Source organism: Marinobacter aromaticivorans (assembly GCF_002806975.1).
Classification (GTDB): domain Bacteria; phylum Pseudomonadota; class Gammaproteobacteria; order Pseudomonadales; family Oleiphilaceae; genus Marinobacter; species Marinobacter aromaticivorans.
The window spans coordinates 218,648-233,666 of the sequence record NZ_NIHD01000006.1; the positions used below are offsets into that span (position 1 = coordinate 218,648).

Here is a 15,019-nt window from a genome sequence, read left to right on the forward strand (position 1 = left end):
GGCCTGCAGCTTTATTAACCCGGTATTAAAACATCGTCAGCAACCCGCTATTCAGGCCTTTGGATATGGAAAAACCGTGCGGTTTAATGCAGTCTCCTTTTAACAACCAGTCAATCAACCCGGGAACGTAGCGTTGAACCATCTTGCCCACCTGTTTCTTGCTCCCGACTCGCCTGAAGCGCGGGTAGGTAGCATTCTTGGTGATTTTACGCGGAGCATAGATGTGGCTGCGCTCCCGGACCCCGTGAGACTTGGAGTGCGTCATCACCTGGCGGTGGACAGCTACACAGACAAACACCCGAACGTTCTGGCCAGCAAACGTTTGTTTTCCGGTGCGCGCCGCCGGTTTGCGGGTGTGGCGCTGGATATCCTGTATGACCATTTTCTTTTGCGCCACTGGTACGAGTTCACTGATGCCGACCAGGACATGTTTATTAATTCGGTTTACGCAGAGCTGATGGATAACGAAAACCTGATGTCACCGGACATGAGCAGAACAACGCGGCACATGGTGTCCCACGACTGGTTTGGATCCTATCGGGACCTGGATAACGTTGGTTATGCCCTGGACAGGGTAGCCGCACGTATACGCTTCCGGAATTCCTTTGCTGGCATTATTGACGAAATACGACCAATCCACTCAGAACTGGAAGAGCATTTCTTATCGTTTTTTCCGGATTTACAAAAGTTTGCAGGAGAAATTGAATGAAGTTTCTGATCCCGCTGTCTCTCATCGCTGCACTGGTTTTGCCTGCAGGGGCAAGTGCAGAAACAGAACCCCAAACAGACGCTCCGGTTCCCGAAACACTGGGCTTCGTGGAATGGGTTGTGATGAACGACACAGGTCTGAGGCTGAAAGCGCGGCTGGATACCGGCGCGAAAACCTCTTCATTGCATGCCGTGAACGTCGAAGAGTTTGAAAAGGACGATCAGAAATGGGTCAGATTCCAGATTCCGCTGGCAGATCACAAGGATCATCCTGCGGAAGGTGACATTGACCACGAAGAAGTCATTCTTGAACTTGAAAGACCGGTCGAGCGCACTGTGCTGATAAAGCGCAAAGGCGCGCCATCCCAGAGGCGGTACGTAGTTATGATGGATTTCTGCATTGCAGGAAGCAGCCATACAACCCAGTTCTCACTGACGGATCGCGGCAACTTTTCCTACCCGGTACTACTCGGTCGCCGGTTCATGAGCGATGACAACATACTGATCGACTCCGCCGACAGCTTTATTGCCAGCAAGGAATGCGAATACATGAGCCTGGAAGAACTGGTTGAGCAGCATCAGGCAAAAATAATCAAGGCTGATGAAACAACCTGATTCAGGTTAAAAAACCAACGCCTCTTTCATAAAGCTCAGGAATTTATGGTTATTGGCGTGGGCAATATTGACCCGCAGGGCCTCATTTCCAACATTACTGGTCAGTTCAAACAGGCGGCTCGGGGCAAGGAATATGCCTTGCCGTGCTGCCTGAACGGTCAGGTTCATGGAATCAACACCCTCCGGTAATGGACACCAGATGTAATAGCCCCCGGTGGGGCTTTCCACTCGATCCAGCCCTATGCCGTGCAGGGCAGACACTGCGTCCATACTGGCATTTGCAACCCTGTCTCTGAGACGTTTCAGATGCCGGCGATAACGCCCGCGAACAATCATTTCATGTACCAGACGCTCGGTAATACCGGAACTGCTCACTACCGTCAGCATTTTGATGTCCGTCAGCGATGCGATAAGCTCCGGACTTGCCGCAACATAGCCACAGCGCAGGCTTGCCGACAGGGTTTTCGAGAAGGTACCCACGTAGATAACACGGTTCAGGGCATCCAGTGACGCCAGGTGTGGTGTCGCTTTGGGTAAGATATCAGCGAACGGATCATCTTCGATGATCACCAAGTCGTACTTTTCCGCCAACGTCAGCAGCCGGTGCATCTTTTGCAGCGACATGGAGGTTCCGGTTGGGTTATGGGCCATCGGCTGAACGAAAAACAGTTTGGGCCTGTGGCTACGAATTTTCTCTTCCAGCATATCCAGATCCGGCCCGTCCGATTGTCGGTTCACACCCACCACTTTCGCTTTCTGGAGCTTGAGCTTACTGAACATGGGGTAGTAGCCAGGGGTTTCGACAAGAACCGCGTCGCCTGCCTGCACAAAATGCCGAACAATCAGATCCAGAGCGTGATTCGCACCAAAGGTCATTAATACCTGATCCGGACTGGTACTGATTGATCGCTCGTTTAATGCGCGGGCTACATCTTCCCGTATTACCTCAAGGCCTTGCGGTCGGCCATATTCAAAATCATCAGAATAGTCAGTCGCGCTGGAGGTTCGCTTAAGGTATCTGCCAATCTCCGAACTTTCCATCCAGGTCGCGGGTAACCGCCCGTCGCCGGCACGTACCTCGTAGTGCTGATTCAGCTGCTCCCGCAACAACGACACCACATCCACCGCCTCAATCACATGCTCGGAACGGGAGATAGAAGGGGCAGGGCTCGCTGACTGCACATAAAACCCGGAGCCGCGGCGAGGGTGAATGTAGCCGGTTGCCACCAACCGGTCGTAGGCGTCGGTAACGGTGTTTTTGGAAACTCCATGGCCTTCTGCCGCTACCCGTATGGAAGGCAAACGGGCACCTGGAAGTAATCGGCCTGACTCAATTTGCTCAATCAGGCTGTTTGCAATTTGTTGTGCGCGAGAAATGCTCACGTTTATATCAACCTCAAAAGTGTACCAGCTATTGGGCTGGTACAGTCCGTGGTACACACCAGCTAACTGTCCCTTGTTGATTCTAATTGCCTGGCCTAGCTTGTACAGGGAGTACTAACAAAATAATGCGGTGGAGTTTTTGACGGACAACGTCGAAGAGCACATAAAAACAATGATGGAGAAAGAGATGAAACTGCACATGAAACCTAAGGCTAGTGGTTGCATCCGGCGTACCATAAGCGGCTTTATAGCTGCGGCGGCGCTCGTTTCAGGGGTGACGGTTGCTGCGGAGCAGCCTACTGTCAACTGGCGCATGCAAGCCCTTTGGGATGCAGGCACCACACCCTACGAATATGAGAAAAAGTTTGTAGAGCGGGTTTCCCAGCTCACAGACGGCAAGTTTACCATCCGGCTGTTCGGCGGCGGACAGTTGGTACCCTCTGCTCAGGCATTTGAAGCGGTTCGTGGTGGTGCCTTCGAGATGATGAAGACCTTCGATGGATACAAGGCGGGCGCTATCCCGACATTTGCTTTCACAAGTACCATTCCTTTTGGTTTCCCGGAATCGGATCAGTATGAAGCCTGGTTCTACGAGAAAGGCGGACTTGAATTTGCACGGGAAGCCTATGCCCAGGCTGGTCTCTTCTACATTGCGCCAACCGTTTATGGTCAGGAGCCGATTCACTCGAAGTTCCCAATAAACAAGCCTGAGGATGTAAAAGGCAAGAAAGGGCGCTTTGTCGGACTTGCCAGCACGGTTATGAGCAAATTCGGTGTTTCCGTTACGCCACTGCCGACGGCTGAGGTATACCAGGCGCTGGAAAAGGGCGTGATCGATTTTGCCGACCGGGGTGACCTGACTGCCAACCTGGAAGCAGGCCTGGGAGAAGTTGCCAAGTACGTCATTGTGCCTGGTTTCCACCAGCCGACGACCGCGACCAGCTATGTGGCAAACCAGAAAGCCTACGACAAGCTCCCAGACTCCTACAAAGCGGCTCTTGAAGTGTCTGCACGGGAAATCTCGGGTTCACTGCGACAGCACATTATCGCGCAGGATGCGATAGCGCTGAAAAAGTTCCAGGAGCAGGGCGTAGAGGTTATCCACCTTGATCCGGCTGTCATAGCCCGAGCCCGGCCAACCGCCATGGAGGCGTGGCAGGAAGCTGCAGGCGATGATGAACTCGCCAACAAGGTACTGCAAAGCCAGATCGACTTCATGAAGGAGCTTGGCCTTATTGAGTAAGGCTCCCGACAGGTGTTCTTTGATCAGCCCGGGCCTGCCGGGCTGATGCTCTCCCATTTGAGGCTTCCTTGTGATGTGTATTCTTGACGGTTACTGCCGAACAATTACGCGAGTGAACCGATGGCTGGCCATTGCCGCATCGTCGCTGGTTTTCATAATGGTCGCCGTGATTTCCTATGAGGTTGTGGCCCGTTATTTTTTCAATGCGCCTACGGTCTGGGCCCTGGAGCTTTCAACGCTACTGCTTGGCCCATACTTTCTTCTTGCGGGGCCGTATTTTCTGCACACCGCCGGTCATGTGAACGTCGACATTCTCTACAGCAAATTCTCGCCACGCTTAGCGGCGATCGCCGATACGGGCATTTACGCCGTGATCGTGCTGATCAGTTGCATACTTGTCTATCAAAGTATTCCGATAGCTCAAAACTCCATCGATTCCGGGGAAACCTCGTTTTCTTCCTGGAACCCGGCTGTCTGGCCCGTAAAAACGCTGATTCCGGTGGCATTCAGCCTGCTGTTGCTTCAGTCCATCGCGGAGCTGGTTCATGCAATTCAGCGTATCAGCGGTCGGGAAGAGGCAGGGGTATGAGCTCCACACTTGTTTTCTCCGCCATGTTTTTGTCGCTCCTGCTCCTGTTGTTGAGCGGGATGCCCCTGGCCTTTGTGCTGATCTCACTTGCCGTGTTGTTCACCATTTTATTATGGGGCCTGGACGCGCTGGTGCTGACAGTTTTGCAGACCTACGACGTCATGACATCTGATGTGTTGCTGGCAATCCCTCTTTATGTGTTGATGGCCAGTATTCTTCAGCGTTCGGGAATTATCGAGGCCCTGTACAAGGCGATGGAACACTGGTTCCGGCGCCTGCCCGGTGGCCTTGCGGTCGGGACCATCGCAATTTGCACCGTGATGGCCGCCATGACCGGCATCGTTGGGGCTGCGGTAGCTGCCATGGGGATTCTTGCACTTCCGTCCATGCTGCGTCGTGGCTACGACGAGAAGCTGGCACTGGGTGTCATCTGTGCCGGTGGCACTCTGGGTATTCTGATTCCTCCCTCCATCATTACCATCGTTTACGCTGCTACGGCCCAAATCTCCGTAGGTAAAATGTTTGCAGCCGGAATTGTGCCGGGCATGGTGTTGTCCGGTCTTTACGTGAGCTATGTAGTGATCCGGACCATGCTCAGACCCAGCCTCGCGCCGGCTCCGGACAATATCACAGTAAGCTGGCTCGAGATGTTCCGGTCACTGAAGTCTCTGTTCCTGCCGACTCTGATCGTGTTCAGTGTTCTGGGCAGCATCTACGCGGGAATCGCCACACCGACGGAAGCCGCAGCGGTTGGCGTAGTGGGTGCCATGTTGTCGGCAATGCTGCAGGGCCAGTTCACCATGGCAAATCTCAGTGATGCCGCCATGGACACGCTCCGCGTAACAACAATGATTATGTGGATTACCATCGGCGCCAAGATTTTTGTCTCGATCTTCACCGGAACCGGTGGCGCCGATTCACTGCTGATGTTTATCGAAAACCTGGAACTTAACCGCTGGCTGGTGGTGCTTTCGATGATGGGCATTCTCGTTCTTCTGGGCCTGTTCCTGGATGAGATCGGCATCATTCTGCTGTGTGTGCCGGTGTTTATGCCAATCATCGCTGCATTTGGCTTTGATCCGGTGTGGTTTGGCGTGCTGTTCCTGATCACCGCACAGATGGCGTACATAACGCCACCATTCGGCTACACCCTTTTCTACATCAAAGGCGTACTGCCGCCAGGTATAGGAATGGAGACCGTGTATCGCGCAATCCTGCCGTTTCTCGTGCTGCAGATAATGGCGCTGATTTTGTTCATGTTGTTCCCGGACCTGGTGACCTGGCTGCCCGATCGGCTGGCCCAGCGCCTGGTTTCCTGACTCTTTGATCGCGGAGATTGATTCCATGTCTACCTCAAGTTCACGTATTTCCGGATTTCACAACCTCACCATGACCGAGCGCCTGGAGAAAGTGATCGAAGTGGCCGGTCTGAACCCCGATGTTTCCGACCATATGGGCAACACCGGTAACCTGGCTGCCGAGGTTGCAGATTCAATGATTGAGAATGCAATCGGCACCATGAACATCCCCATTGGCGTTGCAACTAACATGATTGTGGATAAGCAGGACACGTTGATTCCAATGGCCACGGAAGAGTCATCGGTGGTCGCCGCAGTCTGTAACGCGGCGCGCCAGTGCCGGGATTCCGGAGGCTTTATCACCTCAATGTCGGGCTCGCTGATGATCGCCCAGGTGCAGCTGGTGGATGTGCCCAACCCGGAGTTTGCGCGCCTGCAGATTCTTGAGCACAAAGCCGAAATCAAACAGATTTGCGACGAAACCGATCCGGTCCTGCTTAAGTATGGCGGAGGGTTTCGTGATGTAGAGGTTCGTGTTTTGGAAGGCAGCCACACCGGCGCGATGGTGATCACCCATCTCATTGTTGATACCCGCGATGCCATGGGCGCCAATGCTGTGAACTCCATGGCAGAAGCCGTAGCACCACTGATTGCAAAATGGACCGGTGGGCGGACTTACCTGCGCATTCTCTCGAACCTCGCAGATCGCAGGCTGGCACGAGCCCGTGCGACCTGGACACTCGATGCTATCGGCGGCGAGTCGGTACGTGACGGCATGCTTGCCGCCTACGAGTTTGCAGACATCGACCCGTATCGTGCAGCAACACACAACAAAGGTATTATGAACGGCGTAAGTGCTGTGGTTCTGGCCACGGGTAACGACACACGGGCGGTTGAAGCCGGCGCTCACGCATACGCGGCGCAAACCGGTCGCTACCGATCATTGACCCATTGGGAAGCAGACCAGGATGGCAACCTGACAGGCATGATCGAAATGCCGATGCCGGTGGGGCTGATAGGAGGCGCCACAAAATCCCACCCCACTGCACGCATTGCACTGGATATTATGGCGGTGAAAAGCGCTGATCAGTTGGCCCGCACCATCGCTGCTGTTGGCCTGGCACAGAATTTTTCTGCCCTGAAAGCCCTGGCGACCACCGGAATCCAGAAAGGCCACATGGCCTTGCATGCCAAGAACATCGCAGTGATGGCAGGTGCGATTGGCGCTGAAGTCGAAACGGTGGCAAAAGATCTGGTTAAATTGGGAAAGGTGAGGGTGGATATTGCTGAAGACCTGCTGAACAAGCTTCGCGGCTAGCCGGGCCTTCCTGAAAAAGCATGGCTAATGTCGGGAAAGGTACTAAAGTAACGCTTTCTGGTACTAAATTTTCAGGGAATCCGGGACAGAGCGTTCAACTATCGGATCTGATAACCGCCTGTCCCGGGGTTCTGCTGCGGGTTATGAATGTCAGCAATCAGGCCTTCTCAGCCCAGGACGAACACCACCCCTCCGGCTCAACACTGTTTTGCGGGAACAGGGCGCAGCCATTATTGGCCTCGTTGAAGAACCTGCAAGTCGAACACTTTTCGCCCGCTTCATACGCAGGGTGGTCACTGGCTTCCCCGGCGTTGCGAACGTAATTCAGTGCTTTTGCCTGAGCGTTTGACGGGTCAAGCGGCGGGAGATCCTGTGCGAAAACCCGCTGGGACAAAACACTCGCCCCGAAGGGCAATGCAGCAATACCAAGTAAACTGTGACGCATGAATTTACGACGACTTTGATCGGTCATGATCTTCTCCTTATTTATCTGTAAAACAATTAAGTCAGATGATCATTAATTAGTCTCTCTCTGCATTATAGCCATGCGAATTAATGGTATGTCGGAATGTATCGGAGTTCAAACAGCTGTATAACGTGTAATAAATTCTCTGATCACCCCGGTCACCACCTCCGGCTTTTCCCTGTGCGGAACATGCCCGCATTCTCTCAGCAACTCCATCACACACGGACCGGCTGGCAGCGACGTATAACGTTCCGGGTGGGCTTCCGAGCCATATTCGTCGTCCTCCCCATGAATTGCCAGAACAGGGCAGGTTACGCGTGCGAGTGTTTCGTTCATGGTCCAGTGCTGAAAGTCCTCCGAAAGCCAGGTATCCGTCCAGGCACGCAAAACCCAGTCCGCCTTTGCCCCGTGATATTTTTTTAGCCGATCGAGCTGGCCTTCCTCTGCGAAAACCTGCCCTGCATTGCGTATACCCTGAACCGTACGATCTTCAACAAACGCCTGAGCCGCTTCAGTAATGAGCGCAACGCAGTCATCGGGAAAGGTTGCGGCACACACAGCCGCCATGGCTCCGCCAACACTGTGCCCGAGGGCAATAAAATCTTCTATGCCAAGTTCATTGCGTATCGCAGTGAATGGTCCGGTTGCTTCGTTAATGATGAAATCCGCTTCCAGAACGTCCGTGCGGGGGTACGAGCGCCCAAAACCGGGCCGGTCATAGGCGATGATCTGGCGGTCGACCGAAAGCGCCAGCTGCTCCGGGAAATCACGCCAAAGCTCAACGCTGCCAAGCGAATCATGGAAAAGAACGATCGGTGAAGTTGTTGCAGCATCGGAAGCTGTAACAGGCTCCCAGATCTTTACATAGAGCTCACCGGCAGAGGTCGTGACGTAGCGTTCGTGTGCAGATATTGAAGGCATTGGTTTTGAGTCCTGTCAGAGCGTGTGCGGATCAGGGAGCAAGATAGTCCAGGACTGGCTGGGATGGAAGGTTTGGATGAATTACTATGGGCTCTCCTGAACAACCAGCCCTGATTTATTTATGAGTGCATTGGCGTGTCTTTTTTGAACCCGTCGCTGTTATCAGCGTTTATTCCGACGTTTTTTATCGTCTCGATCACACCCGGCATGTGTATGACTCTGGCACTGTCGCTGGGTATCACGATCGGAGTGCGAAGAGCAATGTGGATGATGGCCGGGGAACTGGCCGGCGTCGCAATCGTTGCAGCAGCCTCGGCCATAGGTGTTGCAACATTTATGCTGCGATATCCGGCGGCATTTGACGTGTTCAAGTATGCCGGCGGCGCTTATCTGATCTGGCTGGGTGTTCAGATGTGGCGCTCCCGGGGGAAAATGGCCATGCCCGAAGACAATACACCGCCCAACACTGCGTCGCGCTGGCAGCTGGCCGCGCAGGGATTTATTACGGCAATTGCCAACCCCAAAGGCTGGGCATTTTTCGTTGTGCTGCTGCCGCCGTTTATTGATAGCTCTCTGCCAATGGCGCCACAACTGAGTGCACTGGTTATTATTATTCTCACGCTGGAGTTTATCTGCCTGCAGATTTACGCCCACGGTGGTAAAACCCTGAGCCGTGCATTGAGAAAAGGGGGCAGTGTGCGCCTTGCAAACCGTATATCAGGTAGTTTGATGATGCTGGTAGGCGTTTGGCTCGCGCTGGGCTAGGCTAGAGTCTCTGGCCTGGCGAGTTACCAGACAGGAAATTAAATCCTGTTGGTAAGATTCTGATACACAAGCCTGATTTGCATCAGGCTTGGGCCTCTTCCATTATGGTTTGAGAGTAACGGAGCTCCAGGAAGATCGACACTGGCAGGACACTGGCGGATAGACGTTATGAACATAGTTATCATCGGCGCAGGGATTATGGGAACAACTTTTGCCACTCTGGCAAAAGAGCTGGCTCCGCATCTGGACATTACCATTCTGGAAAGGCTCGACAGCGCAGGGGCGGGCAACTCATGGGCATTCAACAACGCAGGCACGGGACACGAAGCCAACTGCGAACTCAACTACACGCCGGTGGATGGAGAAGTCATTTCCGTTGAGAAAGCCTTGAAAATCCACGCTCAGTTCAACGTCGCCAAGCAGTTTTGGGCTTACCTGGTAGAAAAGGGCGCCATCAAAGAACCTGAGACCTTTATTAACCAGACCAGGCACTGCACTCTCGTTTCCGAATCTGCCATCGAAGAACTGAAATTGCGGTTCGAGGAAATGTCCGCCCATCACTTTTTCGAACACATGCGCTACTCCGACGATTTTGATGAAATCAAAAGCTGGATTCCCTTCACAATGGATGGGCGCCCTCGCCATGAAAAAATGGCGGCTACCATTATTGAAACAGGCACCGACGTAAACTTTGGTGCCCTGACGGAGCAAATGGCGGCACATGCGGTGCAAAGCCTGGGTGTAAGGATTGAATACGGCACTCACGTCAAGCGCGCGCATCGGAGCCCAACCGGGAGGTGGATTATCAGTGCCGACAGCAGGGAAGGGCCGGTGCAGTATAAGGCAGATGTGCTCTTTGTAGGCGCAGGTGGGGGCGCATTTCCGCTGTTGAAAAGAAGTCACTTGCCTTTTCGGAGCCGATACACCGGCTTTCCGGTAGGTGGTCGGTTTTTAAAGGCGCCAATCAGCGAAGAGCAGGCCCGCTTGTACAGGGCGAAAACCTATGGCAAAGCCAAAGTAGGCGCGCCGCCCATGTCGGTTCCGCATCTGGATTTGCGGGCAGTGGACGGTAAGTACTATTTGCTGTTTGGCCCTTTTGCTTCCTTCAAACCCCTTCTCGAGAAAGGTCGGGGATTTTTTGATTACCTTGGCTCAATTCGTCTGCATGACATTCCCGGCTTGCTGAATGTAGCAATACGGCATTCCCACCTGGTCAGGTATCTCATTTCAGAGACCTTTAAAGGCGAAAAGAGCATGTTTGAGGAACTTGAGAACTTTGCGCCGGGCTTGAGCAAACGGTTCGACTGGAAACCGATTGAAGCTGGCCAGCGTGTGCAAATCATCAAAGACAGGGACTTGCAGATGGGCACAGAAATTCTTGTATCCAAAGATAAGACGTATGGGACATTACTTGGGGCATCGCCGGGGGCGTCGGTTTCGCCCGAGGTGATGTTGCGGTGTCTGGAGCGACTGTTACCGTCTATCTTTTCCAGGGAAGAAGCCCGCATAAAGAAGAGTCAGATTTTTCCCGAGGATAATCTGGATACTCTGATTGGTAATCCGGACCGCTATCGGGAAATTCGCGATGCAGTTAACAAACAGCTGGGCATAATCCGGCAATGAGATCGACTTAAGCCGTCAATACTGGGGAGACTACTCAATGGATAACAGGATCAATGTAACTTCGCCTCTGGTCATCCTCCACGGTGATGAAATGGCCCAGGTTGCCTTCGAACAGATTCTTGATAAATTCGTCACCGCACGCCTGAACATTCAGCTTGAGGAAATCGATCTCTCTGCGGAACACCGTTTACTGACCAACGGCCAGGCGGTAATTGATGCTATCGACGCTCTCCAGCGCCAAGGCGTGGGCGTGAAAAACGCCGGGATGACTGTCAACCGCCAGCAACTGGATGAGCTGCTACGAAAGCATCCTGATGTGGACTCCGGCAACCTTGACCCACTGGCGATCAAATCCCCCAACGGCGCCATCCGTAAAGGCATCAGCGGCAACATAACCCGTGAAGATATCCAGTTCCGTAACCTCAAGATCAGCCGGCCTGACTGGATTGGCCGCGATATCGAAGTGGATACCATGGAATTCGGTGGTATCAAAAACAGCTTCAACCAGCTCTCCCAGGCTTCCGGCGTGGTCAAGCTGATGTTTGTTGGCAGTAGCGGCGACCCGGTGGAACTGCATCGCCGCGATATCCGCAAGGGAGATCCCTGGCTACTGGCCACCAACGATATGGAGGACGTCAGAGCCTGGGCACACCGTTTTTTCCAGCGTGCTGTCGATGAGAAACGGGATGTTTATCTGGGCCTGAAAGATACTGTGATTCCCGGTTACGACGGTGCCATGCGCGCGGCAATTGAAGAGATCTATCACAGCGATTACTGCCAGAAGATGAAGGACCTGGGCCTGAACTATTATTACGAACTCATAGACGCCCAGGCTGCACGCATCGTCTCGAATCCGCCGGAGCGCGCACTTTGGGGTGTGCCCGACAATACCACCGGGCGCAAGCTGTTCAAACTGGTAAACCAACTCAGGAAATACGGTATTCCCAGCCGCAGCGCCCACGTTTCAATCTCCCGCATGAGCGCCGGCGGAGGCGACCAGTACGGCAGCTTCAATATGCCGGCCCAGGAAGACGGCCTTCTCAAGGTGATTGTTGACGGCGAAGAAAAACATGCCCGCCGCGTCAGACAAGGCGACCCCATTCTGCTCATGTCCAATGACCATGAAGCCATCAAAGACTGGGTAACCCAGGTATTCCGTGACGCCTCCCGCAAAGACAAGGAGGTCTACTTTGGCCTCAAGCGCGAATACATGGAATACGACGAGGTATTCAGTGACGTTATCACCGAAGTGCGCCGGGAACTGGCCCGGGAGGACACACCACCGCCCTCGTTCATGATCATGCGGCCGTCGAGCCAGCTTAAAAAAATGATCACCGATCCCCCGAGAAACGCACTCTATCCCTCGCAGAACCTGGATGGGGATATCTTCTCCGATATCTCTGCTGCCCTCGGCGGCAGCCTGGCTACCGCCAGTTCCATCATAGAAAGCAAAGACGGCACCATGCTCTTCGAGGCACCCCATGGCACGGCCCACGACCTCTACCTGAAATACCTGGAGAGTGAAGGGCGCGAGGCCCACTTTAACCCTTCAGCCCTGATCTTCGCCGTCGCTAACGCTCTGGAAACCCTGGGCAACCGGGAGGAAAACACTGCCCTGAGCGAATACGCTGTCAGTCTGAAAACAGCATTGACCGACACCGTGGACAGCGGCATTGTCACCGCCGACCTCAAGGGCAAAACTGTCGACCCGGATTCGGAGAGGGTAGTGGATATGGTGGGGTTTCTGGAGGCGGTAGAGCGCGCGCTCCGGTGACTTTCTTTGAGTAGTCAGTAATAAAACGGCTAATGATTATCGTCAAAGACGTTTTCCTGTACGAAGTGTAGCTTCTGGGCCTCATGATTTTGGCGCAGACGATGCTCCCGGGAGTTTCTTTTCTGCACTATTGAGACAGGGGTATCTGATGCGACTCATTTCCAGAACACTCAGGCGTAACCAGTTTATCGGCCATCATGCGCAGGCTGTAACTCCGCCCTTGATAATAATTGCCACACTGATGCTTATGCTTTCCTTTGCGCCAGGGAGCGTTCTTGCAGAAGCACTGACTCTTGAGTCTGCAATCAATAAGGCCGGCATGCAACGAATGCTGACCCAGCGTATTACCAAGTCCTATTTGCTGATTGGTCAGGACGTGGCTACCGACAAGGCACAGAAACAACTGGACGCCAGTGTGGCTCTTTTCGAGGAGCATTTGGGCGAGCTGGAAGACTTCTCGCCAACGCGGGAAATCACCGCATCTTTGCACGACATTCGTCAGGAATGGAATAAATTCCGCCAATTGGCGATTGCAAACCCCGAGCACCGCCAAGCGCTTTCCGTAATCGAAAACGGCTCCCGTTTGCTTGAATTATGTGAAAACAACGTTCAGTTGCTCGAAAAGCATTCGAATGAAAAGAAGGGCGAACTGATAAATATCTCCGGGCGCCAGCGCATGTTGTCGCAACGTATCGGGATGCTCTATGTCGCCAAGAGCTGGCAGGTAGCTGATGAGACGCTGGACCCTGCATTTAAGCAGGCGCTCAGCGATTTTGACCAGGCACTGAAGCTTCTGATTGAATCTTCCCTGAATACCCGCGAGATAAACCAGGCCTTGAATGAAGTGGCAGCCCAATGGGAGTTTTCACGATCCGGATTCGAGCTGGGAGAAAGCGGGCGCTATGTACCTTTCGTTATTCAGGTAACTACCGAGTCCATGCTGAAAAAGATGGACAGGATTACCGACTTGTACGTGTCCATTGACCCATCCTGAAATGCCTGGAGAGTGAAGGGCGCGAAGCACACTTTAACTCCTCACGGATTTGGAGCGGGTAATGGACATGGCGGGATTTCCGGAAGCGGTGGAGCGCGCGCTCCGGTAACGTTGTCTATACTGAAAAATAGTCGCACCCGAAAACGCTGGCAGGGCTGTTCAGAATCTATTGGCCGGCTGGCTTCGCCGGGCAAGCAAAAATGACGTTAGCTTATAGAATGGTCAGTATTGGAGGGATTCATCATGGCGCATATTATTATTCTGGGCGCAGGTTTGGGCGGCATGTCGGCCGCCTACGAGATTCGCAGGACGGTTGGCGAGGCAGCGGCCCCGATGGCTTCAGTCAGTCAGTGTGTACCGGACCGCATGCCGAGAAGGCTTGGCAGGCCTACCAGGACTTTCTCGACAATCCAGGCCCTGTGGTGGTCGGCGCGCTGCAGGGCGCCAGTTGTTTTGGCCCAGCCTACGAATTCGCAATGATCCTCGACACCGACCTGCGGCGGCGTAAACTGCGTGACCGAGTACCGATGACTTTTGTCACCTCCGAGCCGTATATCGGTCACATGGGGCTGGGTGGCATTGGCGACTCCAAGGGTTTGCTGGAATCGGAGTTGCGCAAGCGCCATATCAAATGGGTCGACAATGCCCGCGTGACCTCGGTGGATCAGGACAAAGTCAACGTCGAGCAACTTGATGAGAAGGGCCGTGTGGCCAACACCCACGAGTTGCCGTTCGCCTACTCCATGCTAATTCCACCTTTTGCCGGCGTCGATGCCGTGCAAGGCATTGAAGGGCTGGTCAATCCCGGCGGCTTCATCCTGATCGACAAGCATCAGCGCAACCCGAAATGGCCTAACATTCTCGCAGCAGGTGTATGCGTAGCCATACCCCCGTCGAGGCCACCCCGGTGCCTACCGGCGCACCGAAGACCGGACTGATGATCGAATCGATGGTAACCGCCATCGCACACAATATCCGTGATGATCTGGCCGGTAAGCCCGTCAGACAAGAGGCAACCTGGAATGCAATGTGCCTTGCTGATATGGGCGATACTGGTTTCGCATTCATCGCTCTCCCGCAAATTCCACCGCGCAACGTAACAAAAGCCATGACTGGAAAATGGGTGCACCTGGCCAAGGTTGGCTATGAAAAATACTTCATGCGTAAAATGCGCAAGGGCCAGGCTGACCCGATCTACGAGAAATACATTATGAAGGCTTTCGGAATTGAGCGACTAAAACCGGAGAAAGAGGCCAATTAAGCTAAGCGCAATTATCTGATTCTGATCATGGGGCAGACTTAGGGTTCTAACATTTTATTTA

General features: G+C 53.6%; 15 protein-coding genes. 12 read left to right on the top strand and 3 right to left on the bottom strand.

Annotated elements, in window-relative coordinates:
- Positions 1-133 precede the first annotated feature (133 nt).
- Positions 134-709, top strand: a complete 576-nt coding sequence (locus tag CDH48_RS11000) for an acyl carrier protein phosphodiesterase (RefSeq protein ID WP_100688777.1) — start codon at positions 134-136, stop codon at positions 707-709.
- Positions 706-1,323 (top strand): ATP-dependent zinc protease family protein, encoded by a 618-nt coding sequence (locus tag CDH48_RS11005; RefSeq protein WP_100688778.1) that lies wholly within the window; start codon positions 706-708, stop codon positions 1,321-1,323. Before CDH48_RS11000 ends, CDH48_RS11005 begins: the two co-directional genes overlap by 4 nt.
- 6 nt (positions 1,324-1,329) lie before the next feature.
- Here CDH48_RS11005 and CDH48_RS11010 read toward each other — a convergent pair whose 3' ends face one another.
- Positions 1,330-2,706, bottom strand: a complete 1,377-nt coding sequence (locus CDH48_RS11010) for an aminotransferase-like domain-containing protein (RefSeq protein WP_198515491.1) — start codon at positions 2,704-2,706, stop codon at positions 1,330-1,332.
- A 199-nt stretch (positions 2,707-2,905) separates the two neighbouring features.
- On the opposite strand from CDH48_RS11010, the gene dctP reads away from it, so the two are divergent.
- The 4 genes from dctP (at position 2,906) to CDH48_RS11030 (ending at position 7,154) form a co-directional block, all read left to right on the top strand.
- The gene (dctP, locus tag CDH48_RS11015; protein WP_100688840.1) at positions 2,906-3,949 is read left to right on the top strand and encodes a TRAP transporter substrate-binding protein DctP; all 1,044 of its coding nucleotides are present in this window, start codon (positions 2,906-2,908) and stop codon (positions 3,947-3,949) included.
- Between the two features lie 112 nt (positions 3,950-4,061).
- Positions 4,062-4,538 (top strand): TRAP transporter small permease subunit, encoded by a 477-nt coding sequence (locus CDH48_RS11020; protein WP_198515492.1) that lies wholly within the window; start codon positions 4,062-4,064, stop codon positions 4,536-4,538.
- Entirely contained in the window at positions 4,535-5,857 is a 1,323-nt protein-coding gene (locus CDH48_RS11025; protein ID WP_100688780.1) for a TRAP transporter large permease, read from the top strand. The genes CDH48_RS11020 and CDH48_RS11025 overlap by 4 nt, the downstream gene beginning before the upstream one ends.
- 25 nt (positions 5,858-5,882) lie before the next feature.
- Positions 5,883-7,154 carry a hydroxymethylglutaryl-CoA reductase, degradative gene (locus CDH48_RS11030; RefSeq protein ID WP_100688781.1) on the top strand — a complete coding sequence of 424 codons (1,272 nt, stop codon included), beginning with the start codon at positions 5,883-5,885 and terminating at the stop codon, positions 7,152-7,154.
- 157 nt (positions 7,155-7,311) lie between these two features.
- Here CDH48_RS11030 and CDH48_RS11035 read toward each other — a convergent pair whose 3' ends face one another.
- Both CDH48_RS11035 and CDH48_RS11040 read right to left on the bottom strand, forming a co-directional pair.
- A complete protein-coding gene (locus CDH48_RS11035; RefSeq protein ID WP_100688782.1) occupies positions 7,312-7,626 on the bottom strand; it encodes a high-potential iron-sulfur protein in 315 nt (104 codons plus the stop codon).
- Positions 7,627-7,734: 108 nt separating this feature from the next.
- Entirely contained in the window at positions 7,735-8,541 is an 807-nt protein-coding gene (locus CDH48_RS11040) for an alpha/beta fold hydrolase (protein ID WP_100688783.1), read from the bottom strand.
- Positions 8,542-8,676: 135 nt separating this feature from the next.
- Here CDH48_RS11040 and CDH48_RS11045 point away from each other — a divergent pair, with 135 nt between their 5' ends.
- The 6 genes from CDH48_RS11045 (at position 8,677) to CDH48_RS19205 (ending at position 14,958) form a co-directional block, all read left to right on the top strand.
- On the top strand, positions 8,677-9,306 hold the full coding sequence (locus CDH48_RS11045; protein WP_100688784.1) for a LysE family translocator: 630 nt from the start codon (positions 8,677-8,679) through the stop codon (positions 9,304-9,306).
- A gap of 168 nt (positions 9,307-9,474) precedes the next feature.
- Entirely contained in the window at positions 9,475-10,929 is a 1,455-nt protein-coding gene (locus tag CDH48_RS11050; RefSeq protein WP_100688785.1) for a malate:quinone oxidoreductase, read from the top strand.
- Between the two features lie 37 nt (positions 10,930-10,966).
- A complete protein-coding gene (locus tag CDH48_RS11055; protein WP_100688786.1) occupies positions 10,967-12,703 on the top strand; it encodes an isocitrate/isopropylmalate family dehydrogenase in 1,737 nt (578 codons plus the stop codon).
- Positions 12,704-12,851: 148 nt separating this feature from the next.
- A complete protein-coding gene (locus CDH48_RS11060) occupies positions 12,852-13,697 on the top strand; it encodes a type IV pili methyl-accepting chemotaxis transducer N-terminal domain-containing protein (protein WP_100688787.1) in 846 nt (281 codons plus the stop codon).
- Positions 13,698-14,224: 527 nt separating this feature from the next.
- Entirely contained in the window at positions 14,225-14,635 is a 411-nt protein-coding gene (locus CDH48_RS19200; protein ID WP_198515493.1) for an NAD(P)/FAD-dependent oxidoreductase, read from the top strand.
- Positions 14,635-14,958, top strand: coding sequence for a hypothetical protein (locus CDH48_RS19205; RefSeq protein ID WP_198515494.1), 324 nt, complete (start codon positions 14,635-14,637; stop codon positions 14,956-14,958). The genes CDH48_RS19200 and CDH48_RS19205 overlap by 1 nt, the downstream gene beginning before the upstream one ends.
- The last annotated feature ends 61 nt before the right edge of the window (positions 14,959-15,019 follow it).

Coding starts and splice junctions, on each gene's coding strand:
- CDH48_RS11005 (WP_100688778.1), top strand. CDS start 706: ATGAAGTTTCTGATCCCGCTGTCTCTCATCGCTGCACTGGTTTTGCCT.
- CDH48_RS11030 (WP_100688781.1), top strand. CDS start 5,883: ATGTCTACCTCAAGTTCACGTATTTCCGGATTTCACAACCTCACCATG.
- CDH48_RS11040 (WP_100688783.1), bottom strand. CDS start 8,541: ATGCCTTCAATATCTGCACACGAACGCTACGTCACGACCTCTGCCGGT.
- CDH48_RS11025 (WP_100688780.1), top strand. CDS start 4,535: ATGAGCTCCACACTTGTTTTCTCCGCCATGTTTTTGTCGCTCCTGCTC.
- dctP (WP_100688840.1), top strand. CDS start 2,906: ATGAAACCTAAGGCTAGTGGTTGCATCCGGCGTACCATAAGCGGCTTT.
- CDH48_RS19205 (WP_198515494.1), top strand. CDS start 14,635: ATGATCGAATCGATGGTAACCGCCATCGCACACAATATCCGTGATGAT.
- CDH48_RS11060 (WP_100688787.1), top strand. CDS start 12,852: ATGCGACTCATTTCCAGAACACTCAGGCGTAACCAGTTTATCGGCCAT.
- CDH48_RS11050 (WP_100688785.1), top strand. CDS start 9,475: ATGAACATAGTTATCATCGGCGCAGGGATTATGGGAACAACTTTTGCC.
- CDH48_RS19200 (WP_198515493.1), top strand. CDS start 14,225: ATGACTTTTGTCACCTCCGAGCCGTATATCGGTCACATGGGGCTGGGT.
- CDH48_RS11055 (WP_100688786.1), top strand. CDS start 10,967: ATGGATAACAGGATCAATGTAACTTCGCCTCTGGTCATCCTCCACGGT.
- CDH48_RS11035 (WP_100688782.1), bottom strand. CDS start 7,626: ATGACCGATCAAAGTCGTCGTAAATTCATGCGTCACAGTTTACTTGGT.